We start from the raw sequence: 21,170 nt of genomic DNA, 5'->3' as shown, positions 1-21,170 counted from the left end.
CCCGGCCCGCCTGCGGAAGGAAACTCGCGCTCATTGCGCACGGTGACGTTCTCCCCGATCGAACTGACGCTGACCTCCCTACGCCGCAACAGCCTGCGGCAAAATTGGTGCCACCGCGTCATATCGCGCACCGGCGCGCAGACAGAACGCCGGCTGCAGCAGACGCTCGGCGATGACTTCATTGTTCTCGTTGTCGCGAAGGACAAATCGCCCGGTTCGTTCTCCGATCACGGAGACGTCGGCCTCCATGCCCACTTTGAGCGCGCCGATTTCGTCGGCTCTGCCGAGCATCTTGGCCGGGTTGGACGTGACCATCGGCACGACCTGTTCCAGCGTGAGCCCGAGCGCCATCATCGAACTCATCGCCTGCACCAGGCTGAATTTTGCCTGCCCCGCGAACGGGTGGTTCTCATCGTCCTCGTGCTGGTCCGGCGTGCCGGCAGGCGCAGGCACGTGGGTGTTGTAGCCGTGAATATCCGCGCCGAGCGTGGTGGGAACGATGCCGGCAGCGAGCGCCTTCTTGGCGAGACGATAGGAGAAATGGCTGCCGTGACCGACGTCTACCTTCAGGCCACGATCGAGCGCCGCCTGAATCACCGGATGCACTTCGCCCTCGCGATTGACAAAACCTCCGGGGTGGCGCGTGAACGGATGCGCCAGCACGTCGCCCTCCCGCAGCAGAGGGATCACGCGCTCCAGGATCGTATCGACGTCTTCGCCGTTGGTGCCACTTTCGGGCAGGCCCCAGAGCTGGCCGAAATGCACATACACCGGCAGATCGGCGCGGCGTCCGATCTCGGCGGCCATTTCGATGACGCGAATGCCCCAGCGCGCGAAACCGCCGATCTCGGCATGGGCCTTGATGCCGCGAACGATGTCGAGATTGGCGGTCGCCGCCTTCACCGTGGCGTCGATATCGACACCTTCAGGACTATAGAGCTGCGGATAGTAATGCCCCTCCAGCCCGCCCACCAGGTAAGCCGACAGGAATGCGTAGACGCGCGACTTCGATGGCTCGGCGACGAAGTGCCGGAAGCCGGGCAATGTCATGCAGGACGGACCGCCCTGATCGACCAACGTCGTCACACCGGACTGCACGCCCACCATGTCGGCATTCATGCCGAAGCGGCCAGTGACATACTGATAGACATGCGCGTGGGTATCGATGAGGCCCGGCAATACCAGCTTGCCGGTCACATCGATCACCTCCCTGGCGCTGGTCGGCAAAATGTCGCTCTGCACCGCCGCGATCTTGCCATTGCGGATGGCGACGTCCCGGATGCCGTCGATGCCGGAGGCCGGGCAGATCACGCGGCCGCCGCGCAGAAGCTGGTCGAAGGTGGCGCTGATCGACATGAACAATCTCCCCTGTCTTCGCCGGCGGCGTTACCCCGCCCTCGACATCAGAATACGAAGCATACTTCGTATTTTACAAGAGCAAACTTCATGCCATGATCCAGCCGTGGCGAAGCCGATCGAATCGAGCTATTCGCGCTGATGTTCCGAGGCTGGGAGAGTGGGTTGCGGAAGGCAAAAAAGCGTCCTGGCGAGACCAGACATCGACCGTGGCCGTTGTCAGAACGACCGGGCTTTCTGATCCGGCGGCTGCATCAGATTCACGTCGCGCTATTCCAGGACGCGTGCGGGGAATTCGAGGTAACGCCGCTGCAATACAGCCTGCTTTCGGCGCTTGCGGTGCGGAAAACCGCCGATCAGACCACGTTGGCGGCCGATATCGCGCTGGACAGGACGACGACGACCGGTGCGCTCAAGCGGCTGGCCGCTCGCAACTTTGTCGAGAGGGCCGTTGATGACGCGGACCGCCGCGCGCGGCTCTGTAAATTGACGCCGGCGGGAGCAGCACTTCTGGCGAAAATCGAGGCCTCGGCACGCGCCGCGCACCGCGCCACGCTCGATAATCTAAGCGAAAAGGAGCAGGCCGCATTCGTCGCCATGATGCAGCGAATTGTCGCGGCGCACTCCAATCGCGACAGCGCTACTGCCCTATTTGATTGAGCAGCGCAGCGCGCTCTGCCGCCTTTTTAACTCGGTCTGCATAATTTGTAATCATGCGCAGGCCCGTGCATTGCAGCGAACGCCGCGGAACATCACTGCAACCGATCGAGTAAAAGCGACTGCTTGCCGTCGTGCCCGTCAACGATATCAGGTCGCGAACGCCGCCAGTTGCGGCTCGATATGCGGCACCGCATCGACCAGTTCGCGTGTGTAAGCGGTTTTCGGATTGTCGAACATCGCCCGGCTCTCGCCCTGTTCGACGATACGGCCGTTTTGCAGCACGATGGTTCGATCGCACATCATGCGAACGACGTTGAGGTCGTGGCTCACAAAGAGGAAGGCCAGATCATCTTCGCGCCGCAACCGGTCGAGCAGTTGCAGCACCACCGCCTGCACCGAGACATCCAGCGCCGCTGTTGGCTCATCCAGCACCAACAGGCGCGGCCGGCAGGCAATGGCGCGAGCGATGCCGACACGGGCCTTCTGGCCGCCTGAAAGCTGATGTGGGAAACGCGTCAGCAATTCGATCCCGAGTCCGACGCGCTGTGCGCACTCCTCCACCCGCTGCCGCAACGCATCGCCCGGGCGCATGCCGCCAAGTCGCAGCAACGGATGGGCGATGCAGTCAAAGGCGGTGAAACGCGGGTTGAGGCTGTCGTTCGGATCCTGAAAGACGATCTGGATATCCTTGCGAAACGGCGACCGGTGAAAATCGCGCGCCGGGATGTGGCCGATCGACTGTCCCTCGAATGCGATCTCTCCCTCGCTCGGATCGATCAGCCGGCAGATGATGCGCGACGTCGTGCTCTTGCCGGAGCCGGATTCGCCGACCAGGCCGACGCTCTCGCCGGCGCTGATCGTCATGGAAAAGTCTGCCACCGCTGCGGCGCCCTCATCGAACCGCTTGGCGAGCTTCTGCACTTCCAGCAGCGGCGGCGTACCCGGCGCCGGCTGCGGCCGGGGCACGACGGGCACCGCAATTTGCCGCCCCCTCTCCTCTTCCGGCACCAGATCCGCGATCCGCGAACTCGCCGTAGGTGAAGCGGCCACCAGACGTTTGGTGTAAGGGTGCTGTGGCGCGTGGAAGAGCGTCGTTGGTTCGGCCTCCTCGACCAGACGACCCTGCTCCATCACTACGACACGGCGACAGTAACGGGCGGCGAGACCGAGGTCATGGGTGATCAGGATCGTCGCCATGCCGCGCTCGGCCGCAATCCCGGTCAACAGGTCCATCACGACCTTTTGCGTCGTGACGTCGAGGCCGGTAGTCGGCTCATCGGCGATCAAGAGTGCCGGGTTGCAGGAAATCGCCATCGCGATCATCACGCGCTGGCACATGCCGCCGGAGAGTTCGTGCGGGTAAGCGGCCATCCGCTTTTCGGGATCGCGAATTTGCACGGCGCGCAACAGATCCAGCGCCTGCGCGCGCGCTTCGTCGCGGGGCATTCGCTTGTGGGCCGTAATCGCATCGGCGATCTGGTCTCCGACCGCGCGGATCGGATTGAGCGCGGCACGCGGGTTCTGAAAGATCATCGCCATCGCCGCCCCATGCAGATGACGGAAATCACTCCCCGATATCCGCGTGATGTCCTGCCCGCGAAACCGGATGTTGCCCGCCGTGATCCGCCCGGCGGCATCGAGCAGCCGCGTGACCGCAAAGCCGGTGACGGACTTGCCCGAGCCGCTCTCACCGACGAGGCCGAGCATCTCGCCCTCGCCGAGCGACAGCGTCACGCCACGCACCGCCTCGACAAGGCCACGCCGCGTCGAGAAGGTGACGTGCAGGTCGTTCAGTGCCAGCAGCGATTTGGTCATGTTCGCATGCGGGGATCGAGAATGTCGCGCACGCCGTCGCCGAGCAGGTTGAAGCAAAGCACCGTCAGCATCAGCGCCAGGCCTGGAAAGGCGACTAGCCACCATTTGCCGGTGGAAATGAAGCGCGCGCCCTCAGCAACCATGATGCCCCATTCCGGCGTCGGCGGTTTGACACCGAGGCCGATAAAGGAAAGGCCGGCGGCGTTGAGGATCGCCCAGCCGAGATTGAGCGACATCTGCACCGCCATCGCCGGCAGCACATTCGGCAGCAGGAAGCGCAGCACGACCGAAAGGTGGCTGTCGCCGCAGGCGCGCGCCGCCTCGACCCAGCCGACATTGCGGCGGACATTCACCTCCGCCCGCGCAAAGCGGATGTAGAACGGCAGATTGATGATGGCGGTCGCGATGACAATGTTCTCGACCCGGTTGCCGAGTGCCGCGACCATCGCCATCGCCAGCACGAACAGCGGAAAGGCCATCACGACGTCGACGAAACGGCCGACGCCGCGATCGAGCCGGCCACCGGTATAGCCGCAGATCGCGCCGATCACGGCGCCGATGGCAAAGGAGATTCCGACCGCCGATATGGCGATGGCAAGATCGAGCCGCGCCGCGACGATAAGGCGGCTGAACACGTCGCGGCCGAGCTGATCGGTGCCGGCGATGTGCGCCGCGCTCGGTGGCATCAGGGCTTGCGACACGTTCGAGACGATCGGATCATAAGGCACAATCCACGGCCCGAAAATTGCGATCAGCGTCAGCAGGAAGACGCCGGCGGCGGCCACGGCAGTGAGCGGATTGCCGCGCAGAATCCAGCCGGCATGGCGAAGCGTCGCTGCGGTCATCCGATGGTCACCCGTGGGTCGGCAATGCCATACAGGATATCCACCAGCAGATTGACGATGACAAACACGGTGGCCATCAGCAGCACAAATCCCTGCACCGGCGCATAATCGGAAGAGAGCAGCGCATCCAACGCGTAGGACGCAACGCCAGGCCAGGAGAACACCTTCTCCACCAGGACATTGGCGCCGAGCATGGTCGAGAACACGATGCCGGCGATGGTGATGACCGGCAGGATGGCATTCCTCAGCGCATAGGTGACGACCACCCGCCACCAGGGAAGGCCCACGGAACGCGCGGTGCGCACGAAATCGCTGCCCAGCGAGACCAGCATTGAGGCCCGCGTGATGCGCGCCAGCGGCGCCACCACGAACAACGCCATGCTCAACGCCGGCAGGATCAGTTGCCGGAAGGCGGCCCACCACCCATCGAAATCACCCGCGAGAAGGAAGTCGATCAGCAGAAAGCCGGTCTGCCGTGGCGGTAATGACGCAAAGATATCGACCCGGCCGGTGGGATCGGGCGCAAGCCCGAGCAGGTAGTAGAAGACATAGATCAGCAGCAGGCCTGACACGAAGGTCGGCACGCAGACCCCGAGCGCGCAGAAGAACCGCACACCGTGGTCGATGACGGAGCCCGGCCGCAGTGCCGCCAGCACGCCGAGCGGCACCGCCGTCACCAGTGCGATCAGCAGTGCCGTGAAGGTGAGTTCGAGCGAGGCCGGCAGCCGTTCGCGCAGATCTTTCGTGACCATTTGCCCGGTCATCATCGATCGGCCGAGATTGCCGCTGCCGACATCATAGAGATACAGCATCAATTGTTCCGGCACCGGCTTGTCGAGGCCCATCTGCTTGCGGATGACCTCGATCTCCTCCTTGCCGGCATTCGGTCCCGAAGCGAAGAACACCGCCGGATCGCCCGGCAGCACCCGCATCAGCAGGAAGGTGAAGACGAGCACGCCAAAGAGCGCCGGCAGCGAGGACAGGAAGCGCCTGCCCGCCCGTATCACCGTTGCTCCAAGGGCGGGCATCAGACTGACCTGTTACTTGCGATTGAGATCGCGATAATCGACCTGGCGGTGGAACTGGTAGGTGTAGCCTTCCACCGAGGTTGCCATCACGGCGTCCTGGCTCGGCTGCCAGAGCGGTATCTGCGGCAGCTCATTGAAATGGATGGCGTTGAGCTTCAAGCCATCATCCTCATACTTGGCCGCATCAGGCTCGAAACGGGCTTTCTGCGCGATCTCCACCAGCTCCGGATTGTTGATCGATGAATAGTTCCAGCGCTGATTGCCGGTGTAGAAGTTGCGGTAGAAGTAGTCGGTCGACGGCAGCCAGGCGACGATGCCCTCGGTGAAGAACGGAAGCTTCTTCTCATTGATCTGCGTCGACATCTGGGCGTCCGGCAGCTTCTGGATATCGACCTTGATCCCGATCTTGGCGAGTGACTCCTTCACCAGGGCGGCCATCGGTTCGGCGGTAGAAACCTGGCCGACATTGAAGCTGAATGTGGTCGAGAAGCCGTCCGGCATGCCTGCCGTCTTCAGGTATTCCTTGGCCTTCTCGAGGTCGAGTTTCACCGGCTGCGGGATCGGATAGGCGCCGCTCGTTGGTTTGCCATCCGCCCATGTCGCGCCGAACAGCGGCGAGCCGCGGCTGAACAGCGCCGCCTTGAACATGTCGTCGTAGGGCAATGCAAAAGCGACGGCACGGCGTACGTTCACATTATCGAACGGCGGAATCTGGTTGTTCATCGAAATGAAGGTGACGGCGTTGTATTGCGGCGTCGAAATCACCTTCAGCTTGGCCTTGGCCTCGAGCGACTGCACGTCGCTCGCCTGCAGATCGATGACGAGATCAGCATCACCCCGCTCGACCAGATTGGCGCGTGTCGCCGGCTCCGGCACCGACTGCACGATGACGCGCTTGAAGAACGCCGACTTGTCCTCGGTGCCGCGATTCCACGCCGCGTTGCGGCTCATGATGACCTGCTCGCCGGGCTTGAAGGTCTCGATTTTGTAGGCACCGCTGCCGGCCGTGTTCTCCTTCAACCATGCCAATGCCCAGGGATCGTCTGCCGTCGCATGTTCCTTGGCGACCTTGGAATTGAAGATGATCGGATAGACGGTGGCGAGATTGGGAAGCGCAAGCTTGTCCGGCTTCGGCAGCGTCACCTCGATGGTCAGGGGATCAATCACCTTGAACTGGTCGGCCGATGTCATGGAGCCCGTGAGGAGCTGTGCCTTGCCGAGAACCGGCGCCGTGACGACCCGGTCAAGCGACCATTTGACGTCTTCCGCCGTGACCGGCGAGCCGTCCTGGAACTTGGCGTCCTTGCGCAGGTGAAATGTCATCTTCAACCCGTCCGGGCTGACCTCGTAGGTTTCAGCCAGCTCCCCCGTGATCTTCCCGAGATCAAACACCCATTTGCCGTTGAGTTGCTTGCGGCCGAAGGAAACCAGCCGGTCGTAGGTGCTCAGGCTCACCGCAAAAGCTTCGCGGGTCGAGCCCGGAATATTCGGATCGAGCGTATTGACCGATGCGCCGGTCACGTAGCGCAACGTTTCGGCGCGCGTTTGCGCCTGCACCGATCCGGCAGCCAGTGAAGCCCCGATAAAGGCAACCACCGAAAGCAGACGCCTGGATCCTGTAACGCTCATCGGACTTATTCCCTGTTTTGCCGCGTTTATTTTGTGAATGAGAACATCAACTTAAAGCAAGGGGTATGCCAACCGGACCCGTCGGAGACACAAGCATAGTAGGTATGAGTCAAGCTTCCCGGCAACATCGAAAACCGTTCACCGGTTCTCGCCTGTGGCCGGCATTTGCCGCGCGACGACCGCCTGCGGCACATCATATGCCTTGAACGAAGCCCAATGGCGCTCGACGTCCGCGCGAAACAAGCCGCGCGTCAACCCATGCACGAGTTTCGGCACGGCCGTTGTCATCGCATTGATTGATGAGCCCGAAGCGCCGAAGCTCATGGTGGCAGCAATCGCGAACACATGAACGTCCGCAATCCAGGGTGTTTCGCCGGTGATGCGCTCCATCAGCGCGTAGTCATCACCGAGATAGGGAAAACGCCCAAGCCGCGGGCTGCATTCGTCCGGCGGCGGCTGATAGCGGTCGGCCCAGGTTGCGATGTTGGCAGCGCAGTTTCGCAGTTCGGGGCGGCCAACAAAATTCATGTCGATCCCGGTGCCGCAAATCACGAAGTCGGCTGCGAACGCGCCCCTCGGCGTCTGCAATTCGACGCCGCCAGCCGTCTCCCTGGCGGCGTCGACCGGCGCGCCTTCTTGCAGATGAAAATTGGGATGACGAGCACAGCGATCGTAGGTCGCCTGCGGAAAGCCTTCCCGCATCTCCAGAACGGCGCGCATGAAGCGCCAGCGCCAGGCATCGTCCAGATCGCAAAGATGCCGAAGGAAGCCGCGGAAGGTGAGCCAGCGATAGGGCTGGACCACCTGGATCTCCGCCCTGCGGCAAAACAGGTCCACTTCCGCCGCGCCCGCCTCCAGCGCCGTCGCGGCATTGTCGAAGGCCGAGGCGCCGGCGCCGATCACCGCAACGCGTTTGCCGCGCAAGGACGCGAAGTCGATCGGCTGCGCCGCGTGCACGCACAATGAAAGCGGCAGACGACGCAGCGGCTCCGGAATGGTCCAGTCGCCCATGCCTTCCTGCCCCGTCGCCAGCACAATCTTGCGCGAAAAGACCGTGTCGACGCCATCAGCGGTCTGTACCTTGGCCGCGAGCAATCCACCTGCCGCAGGCGAGATGTCGACGACCTCACAGCCATTGCGCACCGGCAGGTCCACGACGCGCCTGAACCAGAGCAGATATTCGGCCCAAAGCTCACGTGAAATCAGGTCGAGATTCCGCCAGTCCTCCTCGCCGAAGCGCGCCTCGTGCCAGGACTGGTAGGTCAGGCTCGGAATATCGAGATCGGGCCCGGTGAAATGCTTCGGACTGCGCAGCGTATGCATGCGGGCATAGGTGAGCCACGGCCCTTCCTGTCCCTCTTCGGATTTGTCGAGCACGAGAATGTTGCTCACTTGCGACCGCATCAGCCCGAACGCCGTCGCAAGACCCGACTGCCCGGCGCCCACCACGAGCACGTCCAGCGCCGGTCTGTTGTCCGGCCCGAGTCTGGATGTAAGCCACGCAGCATTCGGATGCGCGGTCTTGGCGAGATCGGCGCGAACCTGGGCTTCGAGCGCGGCAAGGACGTTGTTCATGCCACGAGCCAACCGCCATCGACCACCATCACGGTGCCGGTCGTAAAGGAGGACGCATCGCTGGCCAGATGGAGCGCGGCTCCGGCCACCTCCTCCGCTTTGCCGAACCGTTTCATGGCATGGCGGTTCCGTGACGCTTCGCGCACCGGCTCGGGGTCGGCGTGACGGGCAAAGCTACGCCGCAGCATCGGTGTGTCGATGGCGCCCGGCGCGATCGCATTGACGCGGATACCATCGGTTGCGAAGTCGAGCGCCATCGTCCGGGTCAGGCTGACGATGGCCCCCTTCGCGGCGATGTAAGCGCTATTGCCCTTGCCGCCGGCGATTGCCAGCTGCGATGCCAGCGTGATGATCGAGCCGCGGCCCTGCCGCTGCATCTCCGGCACCGCCGCGCGCGACCAAAGCCAGGTGCCGCCGACATTGGTGCGGAACACCGCGTCCCAATCGGCGGGATCGGTGGTCAGTACCGTACCGCCGCAGGAAAAGCCCGCGGCAGCCATCAGCACATCCAGCCGCCCGCGCCGCGCCATGACGTCGCCCACGGTCGCTTTCGCGAAATCGGCCTCGCTGACATCCCCGACATGGAGCGATGCTTCGCCCTTGAAGTCCTCGATTTCCGCCAGCGTCTCCTGCAAGCCCGCACGATCGCGATCGACCAGCGCAACAAAGGCGCCTTCATTCGCGAAAAGCACCGCGCTGGCCCGGCCGATGCCGGAGCCGGCGCCGGTCACGATCGCGACCCGTCCTTCCAGTCTCATGTCAGGTTCCCCCTCGATGCCCGGTCCACTAACGGCTCAGATCGGCAGCAGATTCCGTGCAGCCGAACCGCGCGCGCCAGCCGAATTCCTCGGCCATGCGCGCGACCGACAGCGGTGCCCGGTCAGCCGAACTATGCAGGTCGACCGTTGCCACCTCACCGGCATCCGTCAGCCGACAAACAAAACCCGGGTGCAACGCGGCTAGCTCCTGGCCCCATTGCAGCGCCGACCATTCCGCGCCGCCTGAAATGTTATAGAGCTGATGCTGCGGCCTGGCGGCCTCGATCAGCAATGTCGCGGCTTCCGCGACATCCACCGCATAGATCCAGTCCCTGACGCCCGGGCGCGACAGAACGGCCTGGTACCCCTCCTGCATCGCTGCCAGAATCTGCGCCTGCGGGCTCGGCGTGTCGCGCACGTCGTTGCTCCGCTCCCAGGGCCCGAACACGGCGCTCAGCCGCACGCTGATGATCTCGCATTGCCAGAGACCGGCCAGTCGCGCAGCGACCTTCTCGGACGCGAATTTGGTGATGGCATAGAGCGAAGCCGGATCGCAGGGCGTTTCTTCATCGAGCAGCGCATTCCGGAATGCACTCGCGCCGTAAGCTGCCGCGGACGACAGATTGATGATGCGCTTGACGCCAAGGCGCTGTGCCGCCATCAGGATCGGTGCCTGAGCCAACAGATTTACACCCAAAATAGTTTCGGGGTCGCTCGCCTCACGCGACGGTCCGGCGGTGATTGCGGCCCCCAGGATGATGGCATCGTGACCGGCGGCGATCACGACTTCCACGGCTCGACTATCCCTGACATCGCCCTGAATGGCCGTCAGCCGATCGCCATGAGAAGCAAAATCCTTCCTTGCGTCAGGCGGCAAGCCCGCCCGGTCGAACAATGTCACCGCATGACCGCGCGCCAGCAGCACTGCTGCGATATTGAGCCCGACGAAACCGGCGCCGCCGAAGACAAGGATTCTCATCGCTCAACCCAAAAACATCGCGACGGATGGATCACAGCAGGGTCGCGCCAAAATTCTGCTCGGGGTCCATGTCCGGCATCAGGCGACCGGTCGGCTTCGCCGCCTCGCCGCCCGAGCGCGGCACGAAACGGCCCGTGCCTGCCTCGACCGAACGCTTGCCATCCGCCACGATGACGCGCCCGCGCGATAGAACCGTAGTCGGCCAGCCGCGCAGTTTGCGGCCGGCGAAGGGCGTATAGCCCGTCAGATCATGCATCATCGCATCGCTCAGCGTGACCTCGCGCTGCGGATCCCAGATCGCGATATCCGCATCGGCGCCGACGGCGATCGAGCCCTTGCGGGGATGCAGATTGTAGATCTTTGCTGGAGCTGTCGCGGTCAGTTCCACGAATTTTTCGAGACCCAATCGGCCCTTTGAAACCATGGCGTCGAACAGTAGCGGCAAGCGAACTTCCAGCCCCGGCAGGCCGTTCGCCACCTGCTTGAAATTGGGGTTGGGGCCAGCGCGCAGTTTTCCGGTCTCGTCAAAGCGATAAGGCGCGTGATCGGATGAAACGGTCTGGAGATCGCCGAGCGCAAGCGCCTGCCACAGCGCCTCCTGGTCGGCGGCGCGGCGCGGCGGCGGGCTGCACATCCATTTGGCGCCTTCCACGCCGGGCTTGTCGAGATCGTCGGCGGTGAGAAAAAGATATTGCGGGCAGGTTTCCGCGAACACCTTCAACCCCTGCCCGCGCGCATCGCGGATCACCTTGGCGCCTTCGGCCGTCGACACGTGAAAGATCATGATCGGCTGGTCGATCAGCGCGGCCATGCCGATCAGCCGGTTGAAGGCTTCCGCTTCCGAGACGCGGGCGTGGCTGATGGCGTGATATTTTGGATCGGTGTAGCCGCGCGCCAGCAGCCGCTTCACCATCCAGGAGATGATGCCGTGGTTCTCGGCGTGGGCACAGAGCATCGCGCCGCCGTCGCGCGCCGCAAGCAGAATGTCGAGCAGCGGCTCGTCATCGATTTTCAGGCGGTCATAGGTCATGAAGATCTTGATCGAGCCGTGGCCCTGCTTGATCAGATCAGGCAGATCGTTCTCCAGTGTCTCCTTGGTCGGATCGGCGATGATCATGTGGAAGGCGTAGTCGATCACGGCGCCCTTTTTTGCGAGCGCATGATACTCCTCCAGCACCTGCGGCAATTTCATGCCGACGTGCTGGGCCGCGAACGGGATTACCGTAGTAGTGCCGCCAAAGGCCGCCGAAACGGTCGCGCTCTCGAACGTATCGGCATTCACGATGCCTGCGGCCGAGAGCTGCTCGATATGGGCGTGGCTGTCGATGCCGCCGGGCAGCACCAGCCTGCCCCGCGCGTCGATCTCGCGCCGCGCGCCCGACAGCCCGCGGCCGATAGCGGCGATCGTCTCACCGGAAATGGCGACGTCGGCCTCGAACACGTCGCTTACGGTCGCGACGCGTCCGCCGCGAATGAGAAGGTCGTAGGCGGGCTCGGTCATGACAAACTCCCAGGTATTTTAGTCTTGAATCCTAAGTGTTGCATTCGCGGGATGAAAGCACAGATCGTGCCGTCACACTCCCTTGCGCTTTCGCAGCAGACAGTGGACCATGCATCGCTGGATGGCATGGTCATTGCTTCCATCGCCGTCTTGTTGCGCGCCGGTCTCGCTGTATCATCCGACGCCTCGTCCCGCAGGAAAACACCATGTCACGACCGCGCATTCTCGTCATCAATCCCAATTCCAACCAGCTCGTGACCCAAGGGCTGGAGCAAGCCTTGAAGCCGCTCGACTTTGAAGGCGGACCGGAGATTGTCTGCGAGATGCTGACCGAGGGCCCCTACGGGATCGAGAGCCAGGCCGATGTCGATGGTGTGACGATGCCGCTGCGCCGCCTCGTTGAAGGCGACAACCAATCGGCCGCCTTCGTCATTGCCTGCTACAGCGATCCGGGGCTGCATGTCTGCCGCGAAGCAACCGACCGGCCCGTGTTCGGCATCGCCGAATGCGGCGTGCTGACCGCGCTGGCGCGCGCTGAAACCTTCGGCGTGATTGCGATCGCGCAGCGCTCGATCCGCCGCCATGTCCGCTACCTCAGGCAGATGGGCCTGATGGATCGCCTGACCAGGGAACGGCCGCTCAACATGAGCGTGGCGGAAACAGCATCGGGCGAAGGAACGCTGGCGAAGATGATCGAGGTCGGACGCGCGCTGAAGGACGAAGACGGATCCGGCGCCATCGTGATGGGCTGTGCCGGAATGGCGCGTCACCGCCGGCCGCTGGAGCAGGCGCTCGGGATCCCCGTGATCGACCCGACCCAGGCGGCCGTGACCATGGCGCTGGGCACTGTGCAGTTCTCGCATCACTGACTTTGGTCGGACGGTTCGGCCGCTCCGTTGCGCGCGCGCCATTGCGCGTGGCTTTCGCGCGCTAGCGCAAAGGTGTCGCGCTGGGCGGCGTAGAGATTGCCGAACAAGCGCCCGATCGGACGGTAGACGTCGAAATCGACATACATCTTTTCCAGGTCGATCAGGCCCTCGCGCGCATGCAGGCGCAGCACCTCACCGACAAGAAGCTCACGACCAGGCCCGAAGGCAAGCGCGACGTGCTGCCGGCATTCCAGCGCGAAAGGTGCCGCAGCCAATCGCGGCACCGCGATATCGACCGACGGCAATGTCTTCAGCCCCGTCGCCTCCACTTCGCTGTCACCGGAGGGAAAGTCGATCGCGCAGTCGTTCATGGTTGCGGCCAGCGCCTCGTCCACCAGATGCACGACGAACTGACCGCTGCGGTGAATGTTGCGCGTGGTGTCCTTGGGACTGAAATCGGCCTTGTGCTGCAGGCCGAGCACCAAAAGGGGCGGATCCTCTGAGAACACGTTGAAGAAGCTGAACGGCGCCGCGTTGACGCTGCCGTTCTCGTCGAGCGTCGTGACCAGCGCGATCGGCCGCGGCACAACGACTCCGCACAGCAGCTTGTAGCGGTCGTGCGGATCGAGTTCGCGGAACGAGATGCCGGACATCTAGTTTTCCGGGGGCGGCACCGCGCCGGTTCGGCTTGTGATCAGGCCGTAATGCTCGATGCGGCGGTGGAGCGCGAAATTGAAGATCGTGTTCTTGCCGAAGATGGTGGCGTCGAGATCGCAGGGGTAAACCAGCAGCTCGTCCCCTTCGGTCCTGGCCTCGACAACGATCTCGCCGTCCGGGTTCACAATCAGGCTGCCGCCGATCAAGGGGTGGCCATCCTCAACACCGGCCTTGGCGACGGTTACGACCCAGGTTGAATTCTGGTAGGCGCCGGCCTGCGCGGAGAGCCGGTTATGGAACAGCCGTTTCTCGGGCCCCTCCTCGCTCTTCTCGGAATTGATCGACGGCGTGTTGTAGCCGATCAGCACCATCTCGACGCCTTGAAGGCCCATCACGCGATAGGTTTCCGGCCAGCGCCGGTCGTTGCAGACCGCCATGCCGAAGATGCCGCCGAGCGCACGCCAGACGTTGAAACCGAGATCGCCCGGCTCGAAGTAGCGCTTCTCCAGATGTTGGAACGCGCGCTTGGTGTCAAACTCCGAATGACCGGGCAGATGAATTTTGCGATACTTGCCGACAATTTTTCCGGACTTGTCGGTGAGGATGCAGGTGTTGAAATGATGCCCATCCGGCGTCAGTTCGGCATAGCCAAAATTCATTGCGATCTTGTGATGACCAGCTCGCTCAAACAGCGGCCTTGTCGCCGTATTCGGCATCTCGCGTTCAAACCAGGTGTCGACCTCGGCCTGGTCCTCCATGTACCAGCGTGGAAAGAAGGTGGTGAGGGCGAGCTCCGGATAGACGATCAGATCAGCGCCCTTCGCCTTGGCTTCATCCATCAGCGCGATCATGCGCTTGACGACCGCTTCGCGGCTCTCGGCTTTCTGGATCGGACCCAACTGGGCGGCGGCAACATTGATGACGCGCATAAATAACTTCCTGAATGCTGCCATTTAGGGCAGCGTTTGCATGCAAATGAAGCAGCTTTCGGAGCCTAGAGTCCAATCTGGTTCAAGCGGCGTGAGCGCAGTTAAAGTTTTGGTTCGCGCGGAGTCAAATGCGGAGACGGCTGGCGCGATGCACTTCAGTTCTGCGTTCCGGTCGCGCGCAACCTATCGTCAGCAGGTCTGGTCACGTCTGAACAAACGAACGAGCCGTGGTGCTGGTTGCGCGATACTCGCCATATCGAGCGTCTTCAAAGCAGGACGCCAAGCCGCGCCGCTCGATCGCGTTTTCGATCCACGCTGCAGCGCCGCAAGCGACAGCGGTACAGGCGTCTGCGCCCTAACCGTTAACGGCCACCTAACGGTAATCGCATCCAAGGCGTTGTTTTCCGCTAAAAAATGACTATACTGTTGTCTCAGCTGCAACCGCTGCTGATTTTATCGTTGGTGACAGGCCCGTCTATTCAGGCGGGCCGTCGCCGTTTCAGGGTTCGTGGCGATGACTCGTTCCAATCGGATTGATCATATTCGCATTACGTCGCACCCGGCACCGGGTGCCAAGCTTAGATTCCCGATCACCTGGGGCGCGCCCAGCGCGCGCGAACGCGGACCGGTGATTGGTACGGTGTCGCGCCCGGCAGACCGCAACGTGATCGGCACGCATGGCGGCTCCTATTCGGTCTACCGCGCGCTGGCCGTCTCATCCGGCGCGCTCGATCCTGTCCGACGCCCGGATCTCACCAATACCCACCCTGCTGAAACGATCGGGCCGTTCCCGCAATGGACCGAGCCACAGCGGATCGTATCGCTCGATCCGTGGGGACATCTCGCCGCGGAAAACTTTGCCAGCGAGATCGCCGAGGGCCTCGACATCCGTCCGAGCATTGCCATCACACGCGCCCGTCTCGATCTGCCCGAACTGCAAGCCGCGATCGAGGCCGGCCGACTCAAGCAGGATGGCGAGGTCGTACACAAGAACGGCAGCGTCTCCGTGGTCAAGATTGCGATCGACCCGGTCTGGCATCTGCCCGGCCTTGCGGCGCGCTTCGCCACCACCGAGAACAATCTGCGCCGACAGTTGTTCGAGCAGACCGCAGGCATGTTTCCGGAGCTGGTGACGCGGCCCGATCTGCAGGTGTTTCTGCCGCCGATCGGCGGCACCACAGCCTATCTGTTCGGGGATGTCAGCAAACTGCCTGATCATTCCACCAGGATAACCTGCCGCGTGCATGACGAATGCAATGGTTCGGACGTGTTCGGTTCTGATATCTGCACCTGCCGTCCGTATTTGATTCACGGCATCGAAGAGTGCGCGCGCGCGGGCCAAAGCGGCGGGCTCGGCATCATCATCTACAATCGCAAGGAAGGCCGCGCACTCGGCGAAGTGACAAAATTTCTGGTCTATAACGCCCGCAAGCGCCAGGAAGGCGGCGATGCCGCGGCCCAGTATTTCGAGCGCACCGAATGCGTCGCCGGCGTGCAGGACGCACGCTTCCAGCAACTGATGCCGGATGTGGTGCACTGGCTCGGCCTCAAGCGGATCGACCGCTTCGTGTCCATGAGCGACATGAAGCACGACGCGTTGACCGGCCAGGGCATCGAAATCGTCGAGCGTGTGCCGATCCCCGACGACATGATCCCGGCCGACGCGCATGTGGAAATCGCGGCCAAGAAGGCCGCGGGTTACTACACGCCCGAGCCGCAACAGGATCCGGACAACCCGGTCGGCCGTTCGCTCGAAAAATATTGAGAGCGCCGTGGCAATCCATCCGGAGACATCGGCCGCCCTGTCGCTGCTGAATGCCAGCGCCGTCCGCGAGCGCGCTCATCGCATGCTCGCCATCGGCCTTGACGACAAGCTGCCGAATTTCCGCATCGACCTAGACCGCATGGACGATGTGGTCGAGCTGGTGCTGGAAACAACGCGCAACGCCTATCCTTCGTTCGACGTACCGTTTCATTCGCGCTGGCGGCACTTCGTCACCAACGGTGATAATCGCTGGGCTGCTGTCGCCGACCAGACCGATTGGCCCGATCGCGCGGCCCGCGCCCGGGCCGAGTTCGACCTCGCCATCGTCAGCGTCTTCCTCGATGCCGGCGCAGGTCCATCGTGGCGCTACCGCGATCCCAAAACCGGTTCAACCATCGGCCGTTCGGAAGGGTTGGGGCTGGCCAGCCTCGCGATGTTCACGGGTGGCGCATTCTCGGCTGCTCCCCTCGCGCCTCTGCGCGTCGATGCCGGCGTGCTCGTGAATCTTGGCGTTACCGACCTCGAACGCGGCATGCAGGTCTCGGATGCCAATCCGCTGGTCGGGATGGACGGGCGCGCCGACCTGTTGCGTCGCCTGGGCCGGCTGGTGGCCTCGAAACCGCAAATATTCGGCAGCCAAGACACGCCGCGGCCCGGCGGACTGTTCGACCGGCTGGCGATGCTGGCGGACGGTGGAAAGCTGCCTGCGCCAACGATTTTGGCGGAACTGCTGCAGCAGCTCGGGCCGATCTGGCCGTCGCGGCTGACGCTGGGCGGCATCGCGCTCGGCGATTGCTGGCGACATCCGGCCATGACGACCGCGGACGCAACCAGCGGCCTGGTGCCGCTGCACAAGCTCTCGCAATGGCTGGCCTATTCTCTCATCGAGCCGCTGCAAACATCCGGCATCATCGTGACCGATATCGACGGCCTGACCGGCCTTGCCGAATATCGCAATGGCGGACTGTTCGTCGATACCGGCGTGCTGGCGTTTCGCGATGCGGGAGATGCGCAGCGAGAGCATGAGGTATCGTCACCGCTTGTCGTGGAATGGCGCGCGCTGACGGTGGCGCTGCTCGACCGCGTCGCAGATGATCTGCGGCACCGGCTTGGGCGCGATGCCACATCGATGCCGCTGGCGAAAATTCTCGAGGGCGGCACGTGGGCGGCGGGCCGACGGCTGGCGCGCGAACGCCGCGCGGACGCCTCGCCTCCGGTAAAAGTGATTAGTGACGGCACAGTTTTCTAGATCGAGGTTAGAGAGATGGACGGCGTTACGATCGTTAGCCACCCGCTGGTGCAGCACAAGCTTACGCTGCTGCGGCAGAAAGACATTTCAACCAAGTCGTTTCGCGAACTCCTCAAGGAGATCGGGATGCTGCTTTGTTACGAGGTCACGCGCGACCTTCCGTTGGCCGATATCGAAATCGAAACCCCGCTTGCGCATATGAAGTCGCCGCAGATCGCGGGCAAGAAGCTGGTGTTCGCGCCGGTGCTGCGTGCCGGCGTGACCTTTGCGGAAGGCATGCTCGATCTGGTGCCGACCGCACGCATCGCGCATATCGGCCTTTACCGCGAACCGGAAACCTTCACCGCCGTGGAATATTTCTTCAAGGCACCGAGCGATCTGCACGAGCGGCTGGTGATCGTGATCTCGCCAGTGCTGGCCACGGCGAACTCCGCCGTCGCCGCGGTCGACCGGCTGAAGGAGCGCGGCGCCAACGACATTCGACTGGTGAGCCTGATCGCCGCGCCGGAAGGCGTCGAGCGGATGCGCGGCATTCACCCTGACGTTCCGATCTGGCTCGCGGCGATCGACCAGGGGCTGGACGAGAACGCCTATATCGTGCCGGGTCTCGGCGACGCTGGCGACCGCGCCTACGGCACGAAGTAGGTTCGCAATCAGTGAGCGGGTCCCGGCGCTTCCGGCAGCGCTTTGAGATGACATGCCACCCATTGACTGCCTTCGGTCAACCGCAGCTCTGGCTCCTCCGTCCGGCAGCGATCGAACACGTATGGACACCTTGTGTGGAAGCGGCAACCGCTGGGCGGATTGATCGGGCTTGGCACGTCGCCCTTCAAGATGATCGGGTTGCGAATGGCCCCGGGCTCCGGCACCGGTACGGCTGACAGCAGGGCCTTGGTGTAGGGATGCCTCGGCGCGGTGAAGATTTGCTGCCTTGGCGCCATCTCGACGATCTTGCCGAGATACATCACGGCAACGCGATGGGTCATATGCTCGACGATCGCGAGATCGTGGCTGATGAAGAGCAGCGCGAGGCCGAACTCCCGCTGCAGATCCTGCAGCAGGTTGACGATCTGCGCCTTGACGGAGACGTCGAGCGCCGAGACCGCCTCGTCGCAGACGATCAGTTCGGGTTCCGCGGCAAGCGCCCGGGCGATGCCGATGCGCTGGCGCTGGCCACCCGAGAATTCGTGCGGCCGGCGGCCCAGCGCATCGCGCGGCAGACGCACGGTGTCCATGAGCGCCGCCACCTTCGCCTCGAGTTCAGCGGACGATTTGGCCAAGCCGAAATTGCGGATCGGCTCGGCCAGGATATCGCGGACGCGCATCCGCGGATTGAGGCTGGAGAATGGATCCTGGAACACCACCTGCACGCGGCGGCGCATGCTGCGCAGCCTTCCGGGTGAAAGACGGTCGATACGCTCGCCATCCAACACCACCTGACCGGAGGTGATGTCGAACAGCCGCAGGATGGCCCGACCGACCGTCGACTTACCGCAGCCGGATTCGCCGACGAGAGACAAGGTCTCGCCACGCTCGACCTCAAAGGACACGCCGTCCACGGCGTAGACCCAGTTGGACTTGCGGCTGAACAGGCCGCCACGGACCGGAAAATGCTTCTTGAGGTCGTTGACCTGGAGCAGTGGGGCGCTCATGCCGCGGCCGCCTCCTTGCGCGCGTAATGGCAGGCGGCGATGTGACGGGGTCCTTTTTCTTCGAGGCCCGGGGCCACCTGCCGGCAGAGATCGGTCGCCAGCGCACAGCGCCCGGCAAAGACGCAGCCCTCGATCCGCCCCTTGAGGCTCGGCACTTGGCCGGGGATCTCGGCAAGCCGCCGCGCCGCACCTGTGAGTGATGAGCCGAGCTTGGGCACCGCGCCGAGCAGGCCCTGCGTATAGGGATGACGTGGCGAGCGGAACAGTTCGGCGACCGGCGCCTCCTCGACCTTGCGGCCGGCATACATCACCATGACGCGCTCGGCGATTTCGGCGACCACGCCGAGATCATGGGTGATCAGAACGATCGCCGCACCGACGCGGCGCTTGAGATCCAGCATCAGCTGCAGGATCTGCGCCTGAATCGTGACGTCCAGCGCCGTGGTCGGCTCGTCGGCGATCAGGAGCTTTGGATTGCAGGCGAGCGCCATGGCGATCATCACGCGCTGGCGCATGCCGCCGGAGAGCTGATGCGGATATTCGCGCACGCGGCGCGCCGGCTCCGGGATGCCGACCAATGTCAGCATCTCGATCGCGCGCGCCTCGGCGGCCTGCTTGTCGAGCCCCTGATGCATCCGCAGCGTCTCACCGATCTGACGGCCGACCGTCAGTACCGGATTGAGGCTTGTCATCGGCTCCTGGAAAATCATCGAAATGTCGTTGCCGCGAATGGCCCGCATCTCGCGCTCGGTGAGTTGAAGCAGATCCTTGCCCTGGAAGCGGATCGAGCCCGCGATCTTGCCCGGAGGCTCAGCGATCAACCGCATCAGCGACATCGAGGTGACCGACTTGCCGCAGCCGGATTCACCGACGATGGCCAGCGTCTCGCCTTCGTCGACATGGAAGGAGACGCCGTCGACCGCCCGATTGATACCCTCGGGGGTACGAAAATGGGTCTGCAGATTATCGACTTCGAGCAATGCCATCGGATCAGAGACTCTTGGCCATTCGCGGATCGAGCGCATCACGCAGGCCGTCGCCGAGCAGGTTGACGGCGAGCACGGTGACGGACAGGAACGCGGCGGGAAAGAACACGATGTAGGGCTTGACCTGCCACAGCGCCCTGCCCTCGGCCATGATGTTGCCCCAGGACGGAATGGTGGGCGGCGTGCCGGCGCCGATGAAGGAGAGGATCGACTCCACGATCATGGCGCTGGCGCAGATATAGGTGGCCTGGACCAGCATCGGCGCCAGCGTGTTGGGCAGGATGTGACGTAGGATGACCATCGGCGTTCGCGTGCCGGAGGCCGTGGCAGCGTCGACATAGGGCTGCTCACGCAGCGACAGTACGACACTGCGCACCAGCCGCGAGACGCGCGGGATTTCGGCAATCGTGATGGCCAGGATGACGTTGCCGACGCTCGCGCGTGTCAGCGCCATCAGCGCGACGGCCAACAAAATCGGCGGGATCGACATCAGCCCGTCCATGAACCGCATCAGGATACTGTCCGCCCATCGCACGAAACCCGAGACCAGGCCGATGGCGAGACCGGCGAGTGAGGACAATACGGCCACTGACAGGCCCACGGTCAGCGAGACCCGCGCCCCGTAGAGCACGCGTGAATAGACATCGCGGCCCAGCAGGTCGGTGCCGAACCAATAATCCGCGGAAGGCAAGCGTGTACGTTTGGCGGGTGCGAGCGCGGTGGGATCGACGGTCCCGAGCCAGGGCGCGAAGATCCCGATCAAGACGAGGCAGAGCAGCAGGGTACCGCCGATCGCAACCGTCGGATGATTACGCAGGAAGCCAAGGACACCGCGCCGGATCGCCACCGGCACCAGCAGGTCCGGCAGTTGCGGCGCAACGACGAGGCCCGGCGGTACCGGCGCCATGCTGGATGAG

The 21,170-nt window shown here is 63.4% G+C and carries 19 protein-coding genes; 5 read left to right on the top strand and 14 right to left on the bottom strand.

The window, feature by feature from the left end; all coding sequences use genetic code 11:
- Window positions 1-78 precede the first annotated feature (78 nt).
- Window positions 79-1,356, bottom strand: a complete 1,278-nt coding sequence (locus ACPPVP_RS16545) for an amidohydrolase/deacetylase family metallohydrolase (protein ID WP_426536071.1) — start codon at window positions 1,354-1,356, stop codon at window positions 79-81.
- A gap of 216 nt (window positions 1,357-1,572) precedes the next feature.
- Between ACPPVP_RS16545 and ACPPVP_RS16540 the strand changes: the two genes are divergently transcribed.
- Window positions 1,573-2,016, top strand: coding sequence for a MarR family winged helix-turn-helix transcriptional regulator (locus ACPPVP_RS16540; RefSeq protein WP_426536069.1), 444 nt, complete (start codon window positions 1,573-1,575; stop codon window positions 2,014-2,016).
- Between the two features lie 147 nt (window positions 2,017-2,163).
- Here ACPPVP_RS16540 and nikE read toward each other — a convergent pair whose 3' ends face one another.
- From nikE to hydA, 8 genes are all read right to left on the bottom strand, one after another.
- Entirely contained in the window at window positions 2,164-3,831 is a 1,668-nt protein-coding gene (gene nikE, locus ACPPVP_RS16535; protein ID WP_426536067.1) for a nickel ABC transporter ATP-binding protein NikE, read from the bottom strand.
- Window positions 3,828-4,676, bottom strand: coding sequence for an ABC transporter permease (locus tag ACPPVP_RS16530; protein WP_426536065.1), 849 nt, complete (start codon window positions 4,674-4,676; stop codon window positions 3,828-3,830). The genes nikE and ACPPVP_RS16530 overlap by 4 nt, the downstream gene beginning before the upstream one ends.
- The gene (locus tag ACPPVP_RS16525) at window positions 4,673-5,704 is read right to left on the bottom strand and encodes an ABC transporter permease (protein WP_426536063.1); all 1,032 of its coding nucleotides are present in this window, start codon (window positions 5,702-5,704) and stop codon (window positions 4,673-4,675) included. The genes ACPPVP_RS16530 and ACPPVP_RS16525 overlap by 4 nt, the downstream gene beginning before the upstream one ends.
- A gap of 12 nt (window positions 5,705-5,716) precedes the next feature.
- Window positions 5,717-7,333, bottom strand: coding sequence for an ABC transporter substrate-binding protein (locus ACPPVP_RS16520; RefSeq protein WP_426536061.1), 1,617 nt, complete (start codon window positions 7,331-7,333; stop codon window positions 5,717-5,719).
- 138 nt (window positions 7,334-7,471) lie between these two features.
- On the bottom strand, window positions 7,472-8,908 hold the full coding sequence (locus ACPPVP_RS16515; protein ID WP_426536059.1) for an NAD(P)-binding domain-containing protein: 1,437 nt from the start codon (window positions 8,906-8,908) through the stop codon (window positions 7,472-7,474).
- Window positions 8,905-9,666: an SDR family oxidoreductase gene (locus ACPPVP_RS16510; RefSeq protein ID WP_426536057.1), complete on the bottom strand. Its 762-nt coding sequence runs from the start codon at window positions 9,664-9,666 to the stop codon at window positions 8,905-8,907. The genes ACPPVP_RS16515 and ACPPVP_RS16510 overlap by 4 nt, the downstream gene beginning before the upstream one ends.
- Before the next feature lie 28 nt (window positions 9,667-9,694).
- The gene (locus ACPPVP_RS16505) at window positions 9,695-10,645 is read right to left on the bottom strand and encodes an NAD-dependent epimerase/dehydratase family protein (RefSeq protein WP_426536055.1); all 951 of its coding nucleotides are present in this window, start codon (window positions 10,643-10,645) and stop codon (window positions 9,695-9,697) included.
- Between the two features lie 31 nt (window positions 10,646-10,676).
- Entirely contained in the window at window positions 10,677-12,146 is a 1,470-nt protein-coding gene (gene hydA, locus ACPPVP_RS16500) for a dihydropyrimidinase (RefSeq protein WP_426536053.1), read from the bottom strand.
- A gap of 206 nt (window positions 12,147-12,352) precedes the next feature.
- Here hydA and ACPPVP_RS16495 point away from each other — a divergent pair, with 206 nt between their 5' ends.
- On the top strand, window positions 12,353-13,015 hold the full coding sequence (locus ACPPVP_RS16495) for an aspartate/glutamate racemase family protein (protein ID WP_426536051.1): 663 nt from the start codon (window positions 12,353-12,355) through the stop codon (window positions 13,013-13,015).
- Here the strand turns inward: ACPPVP_RS16495 and ACPPVP_RS16490 are convergent.
- Together ACPPVP_RS16490 and ACPPVP_RS16485 are read right to left on the bottom strand one after the other, a co-directional pair.
- Entirely contained in the window at window positions 13,009-13,668 is a 660-nt protein-coding gene (locus ACPPVP_RS16490; protein ID WP_426536049.1) for a flavin reductase family protein, read from the bottom strand. The genes ACPPVP_RS16495 and ACPPVP_RS16490 overlap by 7 nt on opposite strands.
- Entirely contained in the window at window positions 13,669-14,601 is a 933-nt protein-coding gene (locus ACPPVP_RS16485; RefSeq protein ID WP_426536047.1) for an N-carbamoyl-D-amino-acid hydrolase, read from the bottom strand. It lies immediately after the preceding gene.
- A gap of 514 nt (window positions 14,602-15,115) precedes the next feature.
- Here ACPPVP_RS16485 and ACPPVP_RS16480 point away from each other — a divergent pair.
- The 3 genes from ACPPVP_RS16480 to upp all read left to right on the top strand — a co-directional run bounded on the left by ACPPVP_RS16480 (window position 15,116) and on the right by upp (window position 18,260).
- A complete protein-coding gene (locus ACPPVP_RS16480) occupies window positions 15,116-16,366 on the top strand; it encodes a GTP cyclohydrolase II (protein ID WP_426536045.1) in 1,251 nt (416 codons plus the stop codon).
- Between the two features lie 82 nt (window positions 16,367-16,448).
- On the top strand, window positions 16,449-17,615 hold the full coding sequence (locus tag ACPPVP_RS16475) for a URC4/urg3 family protein (RefSeq protein ID WP_426537895.1): 1,167 nt from the start codon (window positions 16,449-16,451) through the stop codon (window positions 17,613-17,615).
- 15 nt (window positions 17,616-17,630) lie between these two features.
- A complete protein-coding gene (upp, locus tag ACPPVP_RS16470; protein ID WP_426536043.1) occupies window positions 17,631-18,260 on the top strand; it encodes a uracil phosphoribosyltransferase in 630 nt (209 codons plus the stop codon).
- An 8-nt stretch (window positions 18,261-18,268) separates the two neighbouring features.
- Here upp and ACPPVP_RS16465 read toward each other — a convergent pair whose 3' ends face one another.
- The 3 genes from ACPPVP_RS16465 to ACPPVP_RS16455 are packed head-to-tail and all read right to left on the bottom strand — an operon-like array spanning window position 18,269 to window position 21,160.
- Window positions 18,269-19,267, bottom strand: a complete 999-nt coding sequence (locus ACPPVP_RS16465; protein WP_426536041.1) for an ABC transporter ATP-binding protein — start codon at window positions 19,265-19,267, stop codon at window positions 18,269-18,271.
- A complete protein-coding gene (locus ACPPVP_RS16460; RefSeq protein WP_426536039.1) occupies window positions 19,264-20,253 on the bottom strand; it encodes an ABC transporter ATP-binding protein in 990 nt (329 codons plus the stop codon). The genes ACPPVP_RS16465 and ACPPVP_RS16460 overlap by 4 nt, the downstream gene beginning before the upstream one ends.
- A gap of 4 nt (window positions 20,254-20,257) precedes the next feature.
- Window positions 20,258-21,160, bottom strand: a complete 903-nt coding sequence (locus ACPPVP_RS16455) for an ABC transporter permease (RefSeq protein ID WP_426537893.1) — start codon at window positions 21,158-21,160, stop codon at window positions 20,258-20,260.
- Window positions 21,161-21,170 lie beyond the last annotated feature (10 nt).

Source organism: Bradyrhizobium sp. McL0615 (assembly GCF_049993905.1).
Classification (GTDB): Bacteria; Pseudomonadota; Alphaproteobacteria; order Rhizobiales; family Xanthobacteraceae; genus Bradyrhizobium.
This window is presented reverse-complemented; position numbering and strand designations above follow the sequence as displayed.

Excerpts from the sequence above, each read along its gene's own strand:
- hydA (WP_426536053.1), bottom strand. The coding sequence starts at position 12,146 with ATGACCGAGCCCGCCTACGACCTTCTCATTCGCGGCGGACGCGTCGCG.
- ACPPVP_RS16490 (WP_426536049.1), bottom strand. The coding sequence starts at position 13,668 with ATGTCCGGCATCTCGTTCCGCGAACTCGATCCGCACGACCGCTACAAG.
- ACPPVP_RS16505 (WP_426536055.1), bottom strand. The coding sequence starts at position 10,645 with ATGAGAATCCTTGTCTTCGGCGGCGCCGGTTTCGTCGGGCTCAATATC.
- ACPPVP_RS16515 (WP_426536059.1), bottom strand. The coding sequence starts at position 8,908 with ATGAACAACGTCCTTGCCGCGCTCGAAGCCCAGGTTCGCGCCGATCTC.
- ACPPVP_RS16480 (WP_426536045.1), top strand. The coding sequence starts at position 15,116 with ATGACTCGTTCCAATCGGATTGATCATATTCGCATTACGTCGCACCCG.
- nikE (WP_426536067.1), bottom strand. The coding sequence starts at position 3,831 with ATGACCAAATCGCTGCTGGCACTGAACGACCTGCACGTCACCTTCTCG.
- ACPPVP_RS16495 (WP_426536051.1), top strand. The coding sequence starts at position 12,353 with ATGTCACGACCGCGCATTCTCGTCATCAATCCCAATTCCAACCAGCTC.
- ACPPVP_RS16485 (WP_426536047.1), bottom strand. The coding sequence starts at position 14,601 with ATGCGCGTCATCAATGTTGCCGCCGCCCAGTTGGGTCCGATCCAGAAA.
- ACPPVP_RS16545 (WP_426536071.1), bottom strand. The coding sequence starts at position 1,356 with ATGTCGATCAGCGCCACCTTCGACCAGCTTCTGCGCGGCGGCCGCGTG.
- ACPPVP_RS16525 (WP_426536063.1), bottom strand. The coding sequence starts at position 5,704 with ATGCCCGCCCTTGGAGCAACGGTGATACGGGCGGGCAGGCGCTTCCTG.
- ACPPVP_RS16510 (WP_426536057.1), bottom strand. The coding sequence starts at position 9,666 with ATGAGACTGGAAGGACGGGTCGCGATCGTGACCGGCGCCGGCTCCGGC.
- ACPPVP_RS16465 (WP_426536041.1), bottom strand. The coding sequence starts at position 19,267 with ATGAGCGCCCCACTGCTCCAGGTCAACGACCTCAAGAAGCATTTTCCG.
- ACPPVP_RS16460 (WP_426536039.1), bottom strand. The coding sequence starts at position 20,253 with ATGGCATTGCTCGAAGTCGATAATCTGCAGACCCATTTTCGTACCCCC.
- ACPPVP_RS16530 (WP_426536065.1), bottom strand. The coding sequence starts at position 4,676 with ATGACCGCAGCGACGCTTCGCCATGCCGGCTGGATTCTGCGCGGCAAT.
- ACPPVP_RS16520 (WP_426536061.1), bottom strand. The coding sequence starts at position 7,333 with ATGAGCGTTACAGGATCCAGGCGTCTGCTTTCGGTGGTTGCCTTTATC.
- upp (WP_426536043.1), top strand. The coding sequence starts at position 17,631 with ATGGACGGCGTTACGATCGTTAGCCACCCGCTGGTGCAGCACAAGCTT.
- ACPPVP_RS16455 (WP_426537893.1), bottom strand. The coding sequence starts at position 21,160 with ATGGCGCCGGTACCGCCGGGCCTCGTCGTTGCGCCGCAACTGCCGGAC.
- ACPPVP_RS16475 (WP_426537895.1), top strand. The coding sequence starts at position 16,449 with ATGCTCGCCATCGGCCTTGACGACAAGCTGCCGAATTTCCGCATCGAC.